This window comes from Streptomyces sp. NPDC059718, assembly GCF_042733315.1.
In the GTDB taxonomy this organism is placed as follows: Bacteria; Actinomycetota; Actinomycetes; order Streptomycetales; family Streptomycetaceae; genus Actinacidiphila.
Genome location: NZ_JBHWGA010000091.1, coordinates 1 through 16,509 on the forward strand (window position 1 = coordinate 1; position 16,509 = coordinate 16,509).

Genomic DNA, 16,509 nt, shown 5'->3' on the forward strand with positions numbered 1-16,509 from the left:
GGGGGGGGGGGGGCCCCCCCCCGTGCGGCGGGGGCCCCCCCGCCGGCCGGCCACCACCGGACAAGGCCGCCCACATGAGATATCAGAAACCAGACCGGCGGATGATTGACCGCCACACCCACTTACGGCCCAATTCGGAACGCCCAGAGGCCAGGGCCGCTATCAAAGTGGATTGCACAGCCGCAGACTTTCGCGCGAACGCGCATAGGGCTTCGAGCGAGCGCCGACAGCGAGGGCGGAGAATCCATGTCGTTGCAGGTGACATCGATCGAGGAGCAGGCGGCGCTGGTGCGGCGCCGTCCCGGGGCGGTGATCGTCGACTGGCTCACCACGACGGACCACAAGAAGATCGGGTCGCTCTATCTGGCCAGCGGCTTTGGGTTCTTCCTCATCGCCGGCGTGCTGGCGTTGCTGATGCGGGCGGAGCTGGCCCGGCCAGGTATCCAGATCATGTCGAACGAGCAGTACAACCAGGCGTTCACCATGCACGGCACGATGATGCTGCTGATGTTCGCAACGCCGCTGTTCGCCGGGTTCGCCAACGCCATCATGCCGCTGCAGATCGGCTCCCCCGATGTGGCCTTCCCCCGACTGAACATGTTGTCGTACTGGCTGTTCCTGTTCGGGTCGTTGATCGCCGTGGCCGGCTTCTTCACCACTCAGGGTGCCGCGGACTTCGGCTGGACGGCCTACACCCCGCTGTCCGGCGGCGAACACACCCCGTATGCGGGGGGCAACATGTGGGTGCTGGGTCTGGCGATGTCCGGATTCGGCACCATCCTCGGCGCGGTCAACTTCATCACCACGATCATCTGCATGCGCTGCCCCGGCATGACGATGTTCCGGATGCCGATCTTCACCTGGAACATCCTGCTGACCTCAGTGCTGGTGCTGTTCGCGTTCCCAGTACTGGCCGCCGCCCTGCTCGTTCTCTACGCGGACCGCAAGTTCGGCGCGCACGTCTACGACCCGGAAAACGGTGGGCCGCTGCTGTGGCAGCACCTGTTCTGGTTCTTCGGCCACCCGGAGGTGTACATCATCGCGCTGCCGTTCTTCGGCATCGTCACCGAGGTCATCCCGGTCTTCTCCCGCAAGCCCGTATTCGGTTACGTGAGCCTGATTGCGGCGACCATCTCCATCGCCGGCCTGTCGGCAACCGTCTGGGCGCACCACATGTTCGCCACCGGCGCCGTCCTGCTGCCGTTCTTCGCGTTCATGACCTACCTGATCGCCGTGCCGACCGGGGTGAAGTTCTTCAACTGGATCGGCACCATGTGGAAGGGCAGCCTCAGCTTCGAAACTCCCATGCTGTGGTCGATCGGCTTCTTGGTCACGTTCCTGTTCGGCGGCCTGACCGGCGTCATCCTCGCTTCCCCGCCCCTGGACTTCCACGTCACGGACTCCTACTTCGTGGTCGCTCACTTCCACTACGTGGTCTTCGGCACCGTGGTCTTCGCCATGTTCGCCGGCTTCCACTTCTGGTGGCCCAAGTTCACCGGGAAAATGCTCGACGAACGCCTCGGCAAGATCCACTTCTGGACACTGTTCATCGGCTTCCACGGCACCTTCCTGGTGCAGCACTGGCTCGGCGCAGAGGGCATGCCCCGCCGGTACGCCGACTACCTGGCCGCCGACGGCTTCACCACCCTGAACACCATCTCCTCCATCGCCGCCTTCTTGCTGGGCCTGTCGACCCTGCCGTTCCTGTTCAACGTGTGGAAGTCCGCCCGCTACGGCCGCCCGGTCGAGGTGGACGACCCGTGGGGCTTCGGCAGGTCCCTGGAATGGGCCACCTCGTGCCCGCCACCACGCCACAACTTCCTCACTCTGCCGAAGATCCGCTCCGAATCCCCCGCCTTCGACCTGCACCACCCCGACGTCGCCGCTCTCGACCAGGAACAGAACGCCGGCCGCCGCGACGTCATCGAACCCGGCATGGGAGTGGCCAAGCCGCTCGGCGAGAGCGATCAGACATGAAGTGGCGCGGCCTCTCTGGTGCGGACGGCGGTCCGACGGTCGTTTCGGGCATCGCCCAATGTGAGAATTTTCTGTCGTGGCACGCCGCGATCAGCGACGCCAAAGCCGCGGCCGAGACTTTTGCCGACCGCATGCCCTGGCTGACTACCGCGCAACGTAGAGAAGTGCTCCGGTTGTACGTCGCCGACCGCCTCGACCAGACCTGTGCGGCGGTGACACTCATCTCGGAGCGCGAGCGCGAGCTAAGCAGTGAGTACAACCGACGCTACAGTGCGTTGCGGAGGCGGCTCCTGCGGCGGGTTGTGGCGGTCGCCTTGGTCGCTGCGGCAGTCTGCGTCCCGGTACCGCTCCTGCTGATCTTCGCCGGCCACTGACCCGCGCTCACCGAACCCCGTGGTACCGATCTCGACACCAGCCCCGGGCGCCTGCGCCGCTACGCCCTCGCGCTCGCTCACGACCAACGAGTCCCGCATGCCCCCGGGGCATCAGCGACATCGGCGCGACGGGTGACTCCGCAGCCGGTGAGACGCGCTAGGTGCAGTGAGCAGCGCAGCCGGTGGGTTGGCAGGCCCTGTCAGAGGAGCAGGTGCTGTTCGAGGCCGATCAACCTGGCCGTGTTGACAGACCAACGGACGCGCTGGCCGTTCAGTTCATCCATGCCTCATAGGTCCAGGGGCGTGTGACATGTCGTGCTCTTGGGTGCGAGCATGCCCGGGACGCGTTGCTGCGGCAGCGAGCGCGAGCGCCAGGCCGATCACCCCGACGATCACGTTGTTTGTGATGGTGCGCCAAGTGCTGACATCTCCCGCGACGGACCAGGGCGAAATGATCGTCCACAGGGCAATGATTGCCGCAGCCCAGGCCTTGGAGTGAGTGCGCTCGAAACCTCGCCCAACCCCGCCCATGAGCAGGGCATACGCGATACCGGCGATGAGGTTGTTGACAGCGATCGTCGACAGCGCGTTGAAGCCCAACAGCGCGTTGAAGCCCGCGATCCACGGTGAAGCGGCCAGATAGAAGCCCGTGAGCAGAGCCATGGCCTCTATGGCCTGACCGCGATTGGTCGCGGTCGCACGCTCGTAATCGGCACGAAGTTCCAGCAGATCGGGGTGCTGCTCGATGCCGGGTTGTGTACGCGACATACGGATCATCTCCTACGATTTCGGTCATACTCTGTAACCGCTTACCCGGACTCAGGCCTCCGAGTCCGGTCATTTTGAGCAGACACGATGCGCGACGATCTCGCCACCGACGGCAACGTCAGTACGCACAGACGTGCACACGGGGAGCTCCGGGCATTGCCTGACCTGCGACGGCGAAAGCCCGGGCTCCCGCCTCGACGATCCCCGGCGCTGTTGTTCATGGCCGGCTGATGACAGGGAGGCCGCTGAGTGCTTCGTCAACCGCATTGCCCTGGCTGACGACCGCCCAGCGCCACGAGGTGATCCGGCTGGCTGCTGCCGCAGAGTGCTGACGCGCATCTCCGTATGCAACTTGGCGGAGGGGGTTGCGGCCGCAGGCAGACGGCGTGCGTCTATCCGCAGCGGTGACGGGTAGCCGCCCTGTCGTGAACCACTCCGGTAGCCGAGCGGAAGGAGCGGTCATCATGGGGGACGTGGCAGAGCGCGCCGCGCTCTTCGACATGGACGGCACCCTCGTCGACAGCAACTACCTCCACACGGTCTCGTGGTGGGAGGCGTTCCGGCAGGCCGGACACACAGTGTCGATGGCGGACATCCACCGCTGCATCGGCATGGGATCCGACCATCTCCTGGAACGCCTGCTGAGCAAGGAGCGCGACCGCAGCGAGGATGACCCGATCAGCGACGCCCACAAGGCCCTGTACGGCGCTTACGGCCCCGCGCTCGCCCCTCTGGACGGTGCCGCGGACCTGCTGCGCGCGCTGGCGGCCCGCCGCTTCCGGGTTGTCCTGGCCACATCGGCCGACGGCAAGGAGCTCGCCGTGATGCGGGCCGCCCTCGACGCCGACGACGTCATCGCAGACGCCACCAGCCAAGACGACGTCTCCGCGAGCAAACCGGCACCCGACCTGGTCGCGCAGGCCCTGGAACGGGCGGGCGTACCTGCGGACCGGGCGGTCTTCGTGGGGGACACAGTGTGGGACATCAAGGCCGCCGGGAAGGTGGGAGTGCCCTGCGTGGCGCTTCTCTCCGGTGGCATCGGCCGCGCCGAGCTGGAGGAGGCGGGCGCCGCCGCCGTGCACCGCTACCCACGCGACGTGCTCACTTCCCTCGACAGCAGTCCCATATGGCAATGACCTGGCTCGTGGACCCGCCGTTTGACCGCGGACATGCGGGTAGTCGTGTCGTATGTGGCTTTTGTGCCCACCAGGGGTGTACCACCCCCAGGACGACACGCTCCTCCTCGAAGACGCGCTGAAACGGGAGCGTCTCGACGACAATGCCGACGTCCTCGACCTGGGGACGGGCAGCGGCGCGCTGGCCCTGACCGCCGCCGAGCGCGGCGCCGCGCAGGTGACGCCGTGGACGCATCCGTCAGCGCGGTGTGCACCACGTGGCTCAACGCCCGCCTCAACGGCCTGCGCGTCAAGGTCCTGCGCGGCGACCTCTGCTCACCCGTGACGGGCCGGCGCTTCGGCCTGATCACGGCCAATCCGCCGTACGTCCCGTCGCCGCAGGCGGGCCTCCCGACCCGCGGTCGCGCCCTGGCGTGGGATGCGGGGTCCGACGGCCGGGCGCTGCTGGACCGGATCTGCTCCGACGCGCCGCCATTGCTCGCCCCGGGAGGAGTCCTGCTCCTGGTCCACTCGGCTCTCTGCGGTGTCGAGCGCACCCTGGGCCGGCTGCGTCACGCCGGACTGCGGGCCGCGGTCACCGAGCGCCGGTACATCCCCTTCGGCCCTGTGCTGCGCGACCGGTCGGCATGGCTGGAGGCCCAAGGGCTGATAGCCGCAGGGGAAGAGAAGGAAGAGCTGGTGGTGATCCGTGCCGAACGTGAACGGTGAACCAGCGCCGACGCGTGGCCATCACCCCGGACGGCCCGACCTGATCGAGGGCCCCGTCGAGGTGATCCTGGACCACGGCCGCGTCGTGCGTTCCGACCGCTTCGTCGTGGCCGTGTGCGCCTGCCGCCGCAGCCGCACGTACCCGTGGTGCCACACCAACCATCGCCGGCACACCCGGACGTCACCGGCACAGATTCCCTTCCGGTACTCGGGCTGCCCGGTCGGCGCGCCTAGCCTCTTTCATTCATCCGCGTTGTCGAGCCGGCTACGCAGGCGAGCCAGGACCCGGGCCAGCAGGCGGGACACGTGCATCTGGCTAACCCCGAGAGTGGCGCCAATCTGGGCCTGCGTCAGCTCCTGGCCGAACCTCATCTGCAGCAGCAGCCGGTCCCGGTCACTGAGCCTGGCAATGAGCGGCCGGAGAGCGACGAGGTTCACCACCTCGTCCAACGCGGGGTCCACGACACCGAAACAGTCCGCGTAGCTCCCGTTCTCCTCGTCGTCGGAGTCGAGGGCGAGGTCCAGGGAACCCGCCGTGTAGCCGTTGGCTGAGATGATGCCCTGGCGTATTTCGCCCTCCCCCACGCCCATGTGCGCCGCGAGTTCGGCGGCCGTGGTCCCGGCCGAGTGTCTGGGTCAACGTGTCGACCGCTTTCGCCAACTCGATCCGCAACTCCTGCAGACGGCGTGGCACGTGGACGGCCCAGCTGGTGTCGCGGAAGTAGCGCCTGATCTCGCCGAGGATGCAGGGTATGGCGAAAGTGGTGAACTCGACGCCGCGCGTCAGGTCGAAGCGGTCGATGGCTTTGATCAGCCCGATCGTCCCGACCTGGACGATGTCCTCCATCTCCTCCCCGCGGCTGCTGAACCTCGAGGCGACGAAGCGCATCAGCGAGAGGTTGAGCTCGATGAGCGTGTTCCTCACGTACTGGTACTCGGCGGTCCCCTCCTCGAGCACGTCCATCCGGCTGAAGAACGCCTTCGATAACTGCCGGGCGTCACCCGGCGCGACTTTCGTCGCGTCTTCCAGCGCACGACTGCGTGCGTGGTCCGCCGTGACTCGCGGAGCTGTTCGGTCCGCCCGGTCTAACGTCGTCATGTGCCCCGCCCTCCCTGGTGTCCTGCCCCGAAGACGCCCTTCGGCTACCCCGGGACAGCTGCCCCAAGCCGGCACTCAGAGGCGATGTCCGCCGCGGTTCGGGGCCGGTTCCATGGTCGGCCCGTCGGCTCGTTGCCGGCGCTGGCCGGGAGAGTGACTCCGGCACTTTTCCGGGACGCAGCTTTTAACCAGAGGTAGGTAGAGCCGCATGAAAGCACTCATGATCAACTGCACCCTCAAACGGTCGCCGCAGCCGTCCAATACCTACGCCCTGGCGAAGGTGGTGGCGGACCAGCTCGCTGCCTACGGCGTGGACATCGACTGCGTTCGCGCCGTGGACCTCGATATCAAGCCTGGCGTGACCAGCGACGAAGGCGCCGGAGACGCGTGGCCCGCGATCCACGAGAAGTTGCTGTCCTCGGAGATCCTCATCGTGGCCTCCCCCACATGGCTGGGAAGGCCCTCGTCGATCGCCCAGCGTGTGCTGGAGCGCATGGACGCCATGCTGTCCGAGACGGACGACCGTGGCCGCCCGGTCGCCTACAACCGGGTGGCCGGCGTGGTGGTGACCGGTAACGAGGACGGCGCACACCACGTCATCAGCGAGATCTCCGGGGCGCTGGCCGCCCTGGGGTACACCATCCCGGGCCAGGCCTGGACGTACTGGCACCTCGGCCCCGGGGCCGGCCCCGACTACCTCGACGACGAACGCGGCCACGACTGGTCCCACACGACGGGTCGCGCCATGGCCGCGAACCTGTACGGCGTCGCCCAGGCCCTGGCAACGACTCCCCTCAACGCACCGCCAGGGTGACAGGGGTCGTCCTTGGCAGGATCGCCTCGCGGGCGCATGAGGGTTTCTGATGGGGCCGGGACCCAGGTCCTCTACTGAGGTTTTAGGCGTGGTGTCGTCGGGGTGAGTCCGGTTTCGGTGAGGCAGCCGTCGATGAGGTTGCTGCGGTACTGGAGCTTTCGGAGGCCGCGGCGGAGTGCGCGGATGAGGTGCTCGGGGTCGGCGAAAGCGGTGTTGGCCTGGCAGCTGCGTCGCAGCAGTGACCAGATGCCCTCGACCGGGTTCAGGTCGGGTGCATAGGGCGGCAGGTAGTGGGCGGTGAGCCAGTCCTGGCTGTCGATGAAGGCCCGCATCCGGGCGTCCTTGTGCACGTTCAGGTTGTCCCAGATGAGAACGATCGGGCCGCCGAGCTGCCTGTGCGCTGTGATCAGCAGGTCGCGGTAGTCGGTCCAGGCGAAGCTGCGCCGGCCGCCACGTTTGTGGTCCTCGTGCCGCTTGGGCCGGTAGATCAGGCGGGAGCGTTCTCCGGGCTTGTAGCAGGCCAGCGCAGCGACGGAGAACCGGCGCTGGGAGCGTCCGCGGACGCGGATGACGGGCGTGTGCCCTCGCCTGGACCAGGTGCGGCGGGTCGGCGGCGTCATCGAGAATCCGGCCTCGTCTTCGAAGACGAGCCAGGCCCCGAGCGCCGCCGCGGTGCTTCCACCTGCGGCCACGTCTCCTTGATCCACCCCGTCACCCGGTCCTCGTCACGCTCCAGCGCCCGCCGGGCCGGAACCTGATGGCTCCAGCCATGGCGCCGCAGCATCAGGGCGATTCCGGAGAGCGTGAGGCTCTTGTGGAACCGGCGCCCGATCAGCGTCTTGATCCGCGACAGCGTCCAAGTCTGGTCCGGCCAGCCATGCGCGACCGGCCCCTTGGCCAGTTCCTCTTCGAGCACCGCGAACAGCCTGTCGCTCAGCTTCGGCAGGGACACCGGCCCCGACGACCGCAGTCCTACGGCGCCGGCGTCCAGCCAGGCCCGGCGCCAGCGCTGCACCGAGCGCACACTGACCCGTAAGTCCTTGGCGACCTCCGCGTTGGAGGCGCCCGCGGCAAACCGCTCGGCAGCCTCCATCCGGATCCGCTCGCGAAACGCCTGCCGTTCAGGCGTCAGCCCACCACCCTGCGGATACCTCATGCAACCGGCATACCGCGACGATCAAGCTCCGTCAGCCCCCACGACATCACCGCTCAAAAGTCAGTAGTTGAGCGAGCAGATGCCGCGAGATCTCCGACCTGCGGTGATTTGATGCAGGCTTCGCAGTACAGCCAGCACTTGGGGTCACCAGGGCGGAGTAGCAGCCCGCGCGGCGAACCGCCCCGGCTTGCATGGTGTCCGTATGAGGGCACTGTGGTCGGGCTATGTCTCGTTCGGCCTGGTCACGATCCCCGTCCAGCTTTTCGCCGCGACCGAGGAGCACAGCACCGGGTTCCACCAGGTCCACGCGAGTGACGGAGCCCGCATCAGGCACCGAAGAGTCTGTGAGCGCGAAGACGCGGAGGTCCCGCAGTCGGATCGCGCGCGGCTGGCAGCGCCCCGACGGCCGCACCGTCGTGCTCCTCGATGAGGACCTGGCCGCGCTCCCCCTTCCCACGAAGCGCACCGTCGACGTCCTCGGCTTCGTTGATGAGCGCGACGTCGACCCGGTGCTCTACGCCAAGCCCTACTGGGTCGGGGCCGCCGGCGAGCAGGGGCAGCGGCCATACGCGCTCCTGGTGGAGGCGCTGGCCCGGCACGGCACGGTTGCCGTCGCCAAGGTCACCTTGCACACCCGGGAGCGCCTGGCGGTCCTGAGTTCGCGGCACGGCATGGTCGTGCTGCACACGCTGCTGTGGCCGGAGGAAATCCGTGAGCCGGACGACCTGTCCTCGCCCCGGTGACGGACCGGGAGCTGGAGCTTGCCGGGGTGGAAATCGCCGAGTTGCACGACGATTACGCGGCGGCGCTGGAGCAGTTGGTGGCCGCGAAGATGACCGGCGCGGGCCTGGAGGAGCCCGAGGAGCCGGTGACGGCGGTGGATTTGATGGCGGCGCTGGAGGCGAGCATCCGGGCGGCGAACAAGCACTAGCTGTATTGATCACAAGCGTTGTTGACACCGGTCCGTGCTTGATCAAAGCGAAGACCTCCGGTGTGGTGGAGCTGTCTAGGACTGCACCACGCGGAGGTCTTCGTGTCCCACCGTAATGCCCGGCTGACCGTGCACGGCAGGCGGCTGCTGGTCGAGCGTGTCTGCGCGGGTCGCCCTGTCGCGCATGTGGCCGCCGAAATGGGTATCTCCCGCGCGACGGCTCACAAATGGGTCCGTCGCTGGCGAGCCGAGGGCGAGGCAGGCCTTGCCGACCGCTCCAGCCGGCCCCGCACCACACCGCATCGAACCCCGGCAGCCGTCGAAGCCCGGGTCTGCCGGCTTCGTCAGGCCCGCAAACTCGGCCCCGCACGCCTCGGCCCGATCCTGGGCCTGCCCGCCTCCACCGTGCACCGGATCCTCACCCGCCACGGCCTGAACCGGCTGGCCCACCTGGACCGGCCCACCGGCCAGGTCATCCGCCGCTACGAACGCGACCGCCCAGGCGAACTGATCCACATCGACGTCAAGAAACTCGGCCGGATCCCCGACGGCGGCGGCCACAAAGTCCTCGGCCGCCAGGCCGGCCGGGCCCGGCGCAGCAGCATGGGCTTCGACTACGTCCACTCCGCCATCGACGACCACAGCCGCCTCGCCTACAGCGAGATCCACGCGGACGAGAAGGCCGCCACCTGCGCCGGCTTCCTACGCCGCGCCGCGGCGTTCTCCGCAGCCTCGGGCATCGCCCGCATCGAGCGAGTACTGACCGACAACGCCTGGCCCTACCGCAAGAGCTTCGCCTGGCAACAGGCCCTCGCCGACCTCGGCGCGGCCGGCAAGCTCACCCGCGCCTACCGGCCGCAGACCAACGGCAAGGTCGAACGCTTCAACCGCACCCTGCTCGACGAATGGGCCTACCTACGGCCCTACACCAGCAACACCGAACGGACCGAAGCCCTGACAGACTTCCTCCACACCTACAACCACCACCGCTGCCACACCGCACTCGGAGGCAAGCCACCGATCAGCCGCGTCAACAACGCTGCGGGTCAATACAACTAGCGGATGCCTGCGGAACACTACGAGCTCGGGGCCGACGGCTCCTGGCACTGTGACCGCCGCCTCGCCGTTCACCATGCCGTATGTTCGCTGGCGGGCGCTTTCGTCGCCTGCGGTAGCGATCAGGGCCTCCCGGGATCATGGGCGCGGGCGCATGATGGATATACGGCCTCGCCTCCGTGCTTCCCTGACCTGTGGCGGGGTCGCTCGTCACTCGGATGCGTCTTCCGCTTGAAGATCACGCGACTGGGCGCGATGCTGTCCGGTGCGTCCGAGAGCTCGACCTGCACCACAAGCATTTCGGGCCTGAGGAGGCCCCCGCCGGACCGGGCGAGGGCTCTTCGCGCGAGGCCGACGGAGCACGATGCCCTAATCGGCCGCGTCACCTCCGCGTACCGCACATTCCGCGCCGCTGGAAGCAGCGTCCCGCCATGCTGCTTTTCCACTTCACCAGACCGGGTCATGGCCGCTGATCTTGGCGGACGCGGAGATCCGGCCGACCTGGCCATCAGGTACGGCTGAGCTGCCGGACGCCGCAGACCGTCCACCTACTGAGCTTTTCGGGTTGGTGTCGTGGGCGGGGTGATGGTCAGTCTGGTCTCGGTCAGGCAGCCGTCGATGATGTCGGGGCGGCGCTGGATCTGGCTGAGCCCCCGTCTGAGGGCGCGGGTGAGGTGGTCGGGATCGGTGAAGGCGACGTTGGCCAGGGCTCCACGCCGAAGTAACGACCAGATCCCCTCCACTGGGTTGAGATCGGGTGCGTAACTGGGGAGTTGGAAGACGGTGAGCCAGTCATGGTCGGCGGCGTACTGGCGCATCCCGGCCGCTCGATGAGTGTTCAAATTATCCCAGACCAGAACGATGGGTGCGCCGAGCTGCAGGTGAGCGCGGACGGCGAGGTCGCGGTAATCGGTCCAGGCGAAGCTCTTGCGGGCGCCCTTTCAGGGCATGTGGAAGCGAGGACGGTAGATCAGGCGGGACTTCTCGCCGGGCTTGTAGCAGGCCAGTGCAGCGATCGAGATCCGCCGCCGCGACCGGCCTCGGACCCTCACCACGGGCGTGTGGCCGCGTCGGCCCCACGTGCGGGCGTGTGGCGGCGTCATGGCGAACCCGGCCTCGTCCTCGAAGACGATGTAGGCCCCGAGCGCCGCCGCGGTGCTTCCACCTGCGGCCACACGTCCTTCTTCCACAGCTCCACGGCATGCTCGTCACGCTCCATCGCACGACGGGCAGGGCTCTGCCAGGACCAGCCGTGCCGGTGCAGCAGCCGCCACACTCCCGCGATCGAGCAGGTGACACGAAACGTCCGTCCGGACGATGACCGCCTGGACCCGGGCCAGGGTCCACCGCTGGTCCTCCCAGCCGTGCGCGGCCGGCCCCCTGCCCAGTTCCTCCTCCAGCGTGGCGAACTGCGCATCGGACAGTTTCGGCAACTTCGCCGGACCCACGGACGCCAGCCCCGCCGTCAGGCCCTCACGCCAGGCGCGACGCCACCGCTCCACCGACCGCTCACTGACCCGTAAGTCCTTCGCGATCACCGAGGTCTTCTCACCCCGCGCGAACCGCTCGCCGGCCTCCCGCCGGATCCCTTCACGAAAGGCCCGCCCCTCAGCGGTCAGGCCCCCTCCCTGCGCGTACCGCATACAACCGGCATACCGCAGGGATCACCCACCGTCACCCCGACGCCGACCCGAAAAGCTCAGTAACCGCCAATCCGGATCCGGCTGCGCTCCCCGATTCCCACCGCGACTGCACGGTACGGATCACGGTGGTGGTGTCTGAGCCAGCGGCACACCGGTGGCACTCCTGGGGCGGGAGGATGCTGCCGAGTGCTGCCGCCGGCGTGCTGACGGCAACCGTCTTCGGCGGCGGTCGGCCCGACGAATGATTCGTTTTCGAGCGGGCGATCCCCGCAACCGAGTGGGTGTCGGTCATCGACCTGGCGGTGCGGCTTCCCCACTGGCCGGAGGCGGTGTAGCCGCCAGAGCGGGGGTAGCCGCCCTTTAGGGTCCCCTGCCCGGCCCCAAGTGATCCCATCAACCGGGTCAGGCAGGGGACTCACCATATTGTCGGGCCTGCGCTGTGCCAGTCGAACAGCTCGTCGTCCAGATAGATCGAGTCGGGATCGGGCCCGCACGCCGCAGGAACTCCATCAGGTCCCGAAGGTCGTACGCGATGCCGAGATCCTGGCAGTCCAGGCACAGGCGCCGACCGCCACCCTCAGAAGGCGGCGGATACACGACCACCCGATGCCGCTCCATACGCTCAGGATGCCTCCGCCGGAGCAGACGGCGCATCTTGCATGTGCATCCATGTCCTCCCCGACGCGTGCACTGGGCAGGCGTCGCAGCCCGTCACGGGATCAGGCGTTGACGTACACCCGGGTCACGAATTCCGCGATCTGGGTGTCCGTAAGGTTGCGCGCGAGGTCGGCTTCGCTGATCATGCCGACCAGTTGGTGACCCTGCTCGGTGTCGATGACTGGCAGGCGCTTGATCTGATGCTGTTCCATCAACTGCAGTGCCTCGTCGGCACCGGCGCTCGCGTCGATCCATTGCAGGTCACCGGCAAGGGTTCCCGCCTGGACTGTTGCGGGGTCGATGCCCTCTGCGTCGCACTGGATGACGATGTCGCGGTCGGTGATCAGGCCCGTGAGTTTGTTGTCGTCCCCGCAGATGGGCAGGCATCCGACGTTCAGGTCGCGCATCATCCTTGCCGCTTCCTGGAGCGACTGATGCGCGCCGACACACTGGACTCCGCCGGACATGATGTCCCTGGCCGTGAGCTGGTCGTTGCCCGTCATGCTTTTCTCCTTCGCCCGCGCGGGGGCCTGTGTTCCAGGGCTGCACGTGCTGCGATTCTGGCTGTTGGGTGCGGTTGACAGCGGACGCTCGTGAGGCTGGTCAGAGCCATCTCATCGATCGTTTCGTGCGCCCTGCCGTGGCTCCAACCCCCAGCTGCAACCTGCCGTTCAACGGGAGGCGCGCTGTAAGAAGGCACCCCTCTCTCCAGGATCGGCTTCGTCCCTACGGCTCGCATCTGCAGGGGGATCGCCGGGGATGAGACCGTCAGCGGCACCGGATGCACCAACCTGCTGGGCGACAGCTGATCGATGGCACCGGTTCCGGGCTCGTACCGGCATCCAGCTTGCGAGACGTGCGCAGGCCTACCTTGACGAGTGCATCAGGTGGTGCCAGTCCGGGGTAGCGGGCAAGTGAGGAGCGATCGATAGGGCCCTGTGCCACATGCCCTGGACCTGCTGGGAGGGGCGCTGCTGTTCGTTGTGGACTGCGTTGAGGATGAGCAGCCCTCCCGTCAGGGCCGGTACCGCCCACTGCATGATGGCCAGATGCCGCTGCGCCTTGTCGGTTTCGATCGGGTGCTTGGCCGCCTTCTCCGCGTCTTCGGAACGAGTGGAGGAGGCGAGTTCCAGCTTCTTGCCCAGGACGCGGCTGTAGGCCGTGGCAGCCAGTGCCGCTCCGGTCAGAACGGTTTTGGCCAGGGTGGAGGCGGCGACGCCCTGCTGGGCTACGACGCGGGCGGCATTGACCGCAAGCAAACCACTGCTGCCGACGAGGTGGGCGCCGATCGCCGAGGCATTCACCGGGGTCCACTTTGACCAGCCGGAAGCAGCGATCCGGGTGGTGGACTCCCACGTCCCACCCTCGGTCCGAGCCGCGCCGTTCAGCCCGACCGCGCCCATCAGCGAACCGCCGAACCACGCGGCCAGTCCTATGTCGTGCAAGCTGCGCAGCACGGTATTGCGTTCGGACATCGCTCAGCTCCCAGGTATTGGCACAGGACGTCGACAGGCCCTGCCGATGCCTCCCACCGTGGCCCCCAGCGGTGTCGCTTGCCATCCGGGTGGTACGAACGGGCCATCCAAGCGCGCTGGCCCCACCTGGTCGCGTTGGTGACCGCCTGCGTAACAGGCCGACCTTCCGCGTATTGCCACCAATGCGCTTAGCACGACCCAGCAGGGTGCGGCCTGGGCTGATCGGCGGAGCAACGGTGGCGGAGACCCCGACCAACGGTTTCATTGGGCTGCGTGACCGTCTCCGCTGTCGGGCGCGAAGGACGCGGGCTTCGGCTGTAACTCCAGCAGTCGGCCCCCCGCCCACTGGAGACGACGACACAGTTGGAGCATCCCCGCCCGTGACGCACAGGCAAAACCCCGAGCGGTCACAGGGCGGCGATCTGACAACGAAAGTGGACGCAAGGTCGCCCGTTCGTAGAGGCGGAAAGCGAGGTAGGCGGCTATGAGCGGGTACCGGCGTGGCGCTCGGTGCCTCCGCGGACCGCTTGGGGAAAGAGAACGGTTACGTGAGACTGATCAGCGAACGTGGTGGAGACACCCGGGTCGCGTGGCGGCCCTATGCCGGCGCCGCCGCGACGGTAGCCGCCGCAGCCACCATTGGCATTGCGGCAACCGACACCCGCAGCACGTGGTATCAGCGGCTGTCCAAGCCTTCCTGGCAACCACCGCCGTGGGCCTTCGGCGCCACGTGGACACCTCTGTACGCAAGCATCGCCTGGTCTGGAGGTCGAGCCTGGAGCCAGGCCGACGCCCGGGAACGGATGGGGCTAGCGACCGCACTGGCAGTAAACCTTTCACTGAACGCCACTTGGAGCTGGCTGTTCTTCGCCGCCCGCAGCCCACGTGCCGGATTGGCTGGGGCCCTACTCTTGAACGCCAGCAACCTGCACCTCATTCGCCGCGCAGCCCGCAGCGACCTGCACGCGGCCGCCGCGCTCTTGCCCTACGCGGCGTGGTCCTGGTTCGCTTCGGCGCTCAACGCCAGGATTGCCCACCTCAATCCACGCCCCTAACCGCGCACGAATCATCCAGGGGCACGCGAGGATCGAGAAAATGCCCGTGACTGCCTCGCCCGCTAGGAGCAGCGATCACGCTTTCTGCTCTTGGTCCGACTCGCCTTCCTCGTCCTCCTCCTCATCGCCCTCTTCGTTTTCCTCGCCTTCGTAGTCCTCCTCCTCGCTCTCTTCGTCCTCGGGGTACTCGCCTTCCTCTTCCTCTTCCTCGCCCTCGTCGCTCTCTTCGTCCTCGGGGTACTCGCCTTCCTCCTCGTACTCGTCGGGCTCCTCCGAGCCTTCCTCTTCGGCGTCCTGTTCCTCTTCCTCGATGGCTTCCTCGTGGGTACGGACCACCTCACCGTCGCGAATCTCGCCGCGCCAGCCGTCCGCTTCCTCGTCGGTCAAGGTCACGTAACGCTGGAAGTGCTTGAAGTCCAGACGCAGACGCCGTCCTTGGGCACGCCAGAGGTTTCCGGTCTTCTCAAAGAAGCCGGAGGGGTAGTACTCGACCACGAGCACAATCCGAGTGAGGCTGGGCGCCAGTTCGTGGAAGCTGACACAGCCCCGCGTCGTGCCCTTGGCGCCCTCCGAGGTCCACACGATGCGCTCGTCCGGCACCTGTTCCTGCGTCGTGGCCTTCCACCCGCGTGTCGACGGGCCCACCTTGACCTTCCAGTCGCTGTCCTCTTCCTTGCCCCGTGACGCACTGCGGACGCCCTTGGTGAAGCTGCTGAACTTCTCGTACTGAGTCCAGTGGTCGTAGGCGAAGCGCAGCGGCACACCCACGTCCAGCACTTCGATGATGTTCATGACCTTGGGGGTGCCGGACTTGCGGCCCTTGCCACCTCCGCCGCCGAATACGCCCTTGACCTTGTCGACGACATTGTCCTTGATGCTCTTCGTCTTCTCGCCAATCAGAGCCTTGGCCGGTGACTCGCCTTGCAGCATCCGCAGACCTGCCTTGGGGAGCACACCGCCGTTCTCCGCCACACCCGTGAGTCCACTGGTGATGTCACCCAGTTTGTCGCCGGCCTTGTCGGCAAGGTGCTCCACCTGGGCGCCCAGGAAGCCCTTGAACGCGCCGCGCAGCTGGTCAAGTCCCGAGCCCTGCTCGCTTCCAGTGTCAGGTGCCGTGTCGGCCATGGATCTACCTCCGCCGCCGTGGGGATGCCTTATTTGCCGTCGTCTTCTTGGCCGTCGTCTTCTTGGCTGCGGTCTTCTTCGGCGGAGCCGCGGACTTCCTCGCCGCTGATGTCTTCTTCGCCGCCGTCTTCTTCGCGGGAGCCGCGGTCTTCGCCGCCGTCTTCTTCGCCGCCGTCTTCTTCGCGGGAGCAACCGTCGCAGTTGCCTTGCGAGCAGCGGCCTTCTCGGGACGGGGCTCACGTCCGCGACCGCGCCGGGCACCCCCATCGTGGTCCTCGTCCAGCTCACGGGCTGCACGGCGACGCCGGGGCGCGGGCTTTCCCGGCTCTTCCTCTTCTTCCTCCTCCCCCGGCTCCTCTTCAGGTTGTTCTTCCTCGTCTGCTTCGTGCTCGTCCTCGGGTTCCTCCCCTTCCTCTTCTTCGGGCTCTTCCTCCTCCGGCTCCTCCTCTTCCTCGTACTCGTCCTCCGGTTCTTCCTCCTCCGGCTGCGCCAGATCCGCGTGCTGGTGCTCCGGATCGTCCGGCGCCGGCTGGAG

At 67.4% G+C, this 16,509-nt stretch carries 12 protein-coding genes and 5 pseudogenes; 9 read left to right on the forward strand and 8 right to left on the reverse strand.

Annotated features, from left to right (window positions below; translation table 11 throughout):
• Positions 1 to 246 precede the first annotated feature (246 nt).
• Together ctaD and ACFV3E_RS45210 are read left to right on the forward strand one after the other, a co-directional pair.
• A complete protein-coding gene (gene ctaD, locus ACFV3E_RS45205; protein ID WP_500542174.1) occupies positions 247 to 1,977 on the forward strand; it encodes an aa3-type cytochrome oxidase subunit I in 1,731 nt (576 codons plus the stop codon).
• The gene (locus ACFV3E_RS45210; protein WP_500542176.1) at positions 1,974 to 2,351 is read left to right on the forward strand and encodes a hypothetical protein; all 378 of its coding nucleotides are present in this window, start codon (positions 1,974 to 1,976) and stop codon (positions 2,349 to 2,351) included. The genes ctaD and ACFV3E_RS45210 overlap by 4 nt, the downstream gene beginning before the upstream one ends.
• 276 nt (positions 2,352 to 2,627) lie before the next feature.
• Here the strand turns inward: ACFV3E_RS45210 and ACFV3E_RS45215 are convergent, their stop codons facing one another.
• A complete protein-coding gene (locus ACFV3E_RS45215) occupies positions 2,628 to 3,119 on the reverse strand; it encodes an SPW repeat protein (RefSeq protein ID WP_500542178.1) in 492 nt (163 codons plus the stop codon).
• Between the two features lie 464 nt (positions 3,120 to 3,583).
• Here ACFV3E_RS45215 and ACFV3E_RS45220 point away from each other — a divergent pair, with 464 nt between their 5' ends.
• Both ACFV3E_RS45220 and ACFV3E_RS45225 read left to right on the forward strand, forming a co-directional pair.
• Positions 3,584 to 4,255, forward strand: a complete 672-nt coding sequence (locus ACFV3E_RS45220) for an HAD family hydrolase (RefSeq protein ID WP_500542180.1) — start codon at positions 3,584 to 3,586, stop codon at positions 4,253 to 4,255.
• 52 nt (positions 4,256 to 4,307) lie between these two features.
• A pseudogene (locus tag ACFV3E_RS45225) lies at positions 4,308 to 4,963 on the forward strand (HemK2/MTQ2 family protein methyltransferase).
• A 240-nt stretch (positions 4,964 to 5,203) separates the two neighbouring features.
• On the opposite strand, the pseudogene ACFV3E_RS45230 reads toward ACFV3E_RS45225, so the two are convergent.
• Positions 5,204 to 6,062: pseudogene (locus tag ACFV3E_RS45230) on the reverse strand (SigB/SigF/SigG family RNA polymerase sigma factor).
• A gap of 208 nt (positions 6,063 to 6,270) precedes the next feature.
• Between ACFV3E_RS45230 and ACFV3E_RS45235 the strand changes: the two are divergent.
• On the forward strand, positions 6,271 to 6,876 hold the full coding sequence (locus ACFV3E_RS45235) for a flavodoxin family protein (RefSeq protein ID WP_500542182.1): 606 nt from the start codon (positions 6,271 to 6,273) through the stop codon (positions 6,874 to 6,876).
• Between the two features lie 71 nt (positions 6,877 to 6,947).
• Here ACFV3E_RS45235 and ACFV3E_RS45240 read toward each other — a convergent pair.
• Positions 6,948 to 8,032, reverse strand: a protein-coding gene (locus ACFV3E_RS45240) for an IS630 family transposase (protein WP_500542184.1) whose coding sequence is annotated in 2 segments (ribosomal slippage) — positions 6,948 to 7,571 and positions 7,574 to 8,032 — 1,083 coding nt in all. Because the reading frame shifts where the segments join, the coding sequence is not laid out codon by codon here.
• A 202-nt stretch (positions 8,033 to 8,234) separates the two neighbouring features.
• Between ACFV3E_RS45240 and ku the strand changes: the two are divergent.
• The 3 genes and pseudogenes from ku (at position 8,235) to ACFV3E_RS45255 (ending at position 10,022) form a co-directional block, all read left to right on the forward strand.
• Positions 8,235 to 8,775: pseudogene (gene ku / locus ACFV3E_RS45245) on the forward strand (non-homologous end joining protein Ku).
• On the forward strand, positions 8,772 to 8,963 hold the full coding sequence (locus tag ACFV3E_RS45250; protein ID WP_500542186.1) for a hypothetical protein: 192 nt from the start codon (positions 8,772 to 8,774) through the stop codon (positions 8,961 to 8,963). Before ku ends, ACFV3E_RS45250 begins: the two are co-directional and overlap by 4 nt.
• Before the next feature lie 102 nt (positions 8,964 to 9,065).
• A complete protein-coding gene (locus ACFV3E_RS45255; protein ID WP_500542188.1) occupies positions 9,066 to 10,022 on the forward strand; it encodes an IS481 family transposase in 957 nt (318 codons plus the stop codon).
• A gap of 545 nt (positions 10,023 to 10,567) precedes the next feature.
• On the opposite strand, the pseudogene ACFV3E_RS45260 reads toward ACFV3E_RS45255, so the two are convergent.
• The 3 genes and pseudogenes from ACFV3E_RS45260 to ACFV3E_RS45270 form a co-directional block, all read right to left on the reverse strand.
• Positions 10,568 to 11,662: pseudogene (locus ACFV3E_RS45260) on the reverse strand (IS630 family transposase).
• A gap of 719 nt (positions 11,663 to 12,381) precedes the next feature.
• Positions 12,382 to 12,822 (reverse strand): CBS domain-containing protein, encoded by a 441-nt coding sequence (locus ACFV3E_RS45265; protein ID WP_500542190.1) that lies wholly within the window; start codon positions 12,820 to 12,822, stop codon positions 12,382 to 12,384.
• 363 nt (positions 12,823 to 13,185) lie between these two features.
• On the reverse strand, positions 13,186 to 13,794 hold the full coding sequence (locus tag ACFV3E_RS45270; protein WP_500542192.1) for a hypothetical protein: 609 nt from the start codon (positions 13,792 to 13,794) through the stop codon (positions 13,186 to 13,188).
• A 548-nt stretch (positions 13,795 to 14,342) separates the two neighbouring features.
• Between ACFV3E_RS45270 and ACFV3E_RS45275 the strand changes: the two genes are divergently transcribed.
• A complete protein-coding gene (locus tag ACFV3E_RS45275) occupies positions 14,343 to 14,849 on the forward strand; it encodes a TspO/MBR family protein (RefSeq protein WP_500542194.1) in 507 nt (168 codons plus the stop codon).
• Between the two features lie 75 nt (positions 14,850 to 14,924).
• Here ACFV3E_RS45275 and ACFV3E_RS45280 read toward each other — a convergent pair whose 3' ends face one another.
• The gene (locus ACFV3E_RS45280; RefSeq protein ID WP_500542196.1) at positions 14,925 to 15,974 is read right to left on the reverse strand and encodes an SRPBCC family protein; all 1,050 of its coding nucleotides are present in this window, start codon (positions 15,972 to 15,974) and stop codon (positions 14,925 to 14,927) included.
• Between the two features lie 4 nt (positions 15,975 to 15,978).
• Positions 15,979 to 16,509 (reverse strand): annotated as a pseudogene (locus ACFV3E_RS45285) (hypothetical protein); the annotation flags it as partial.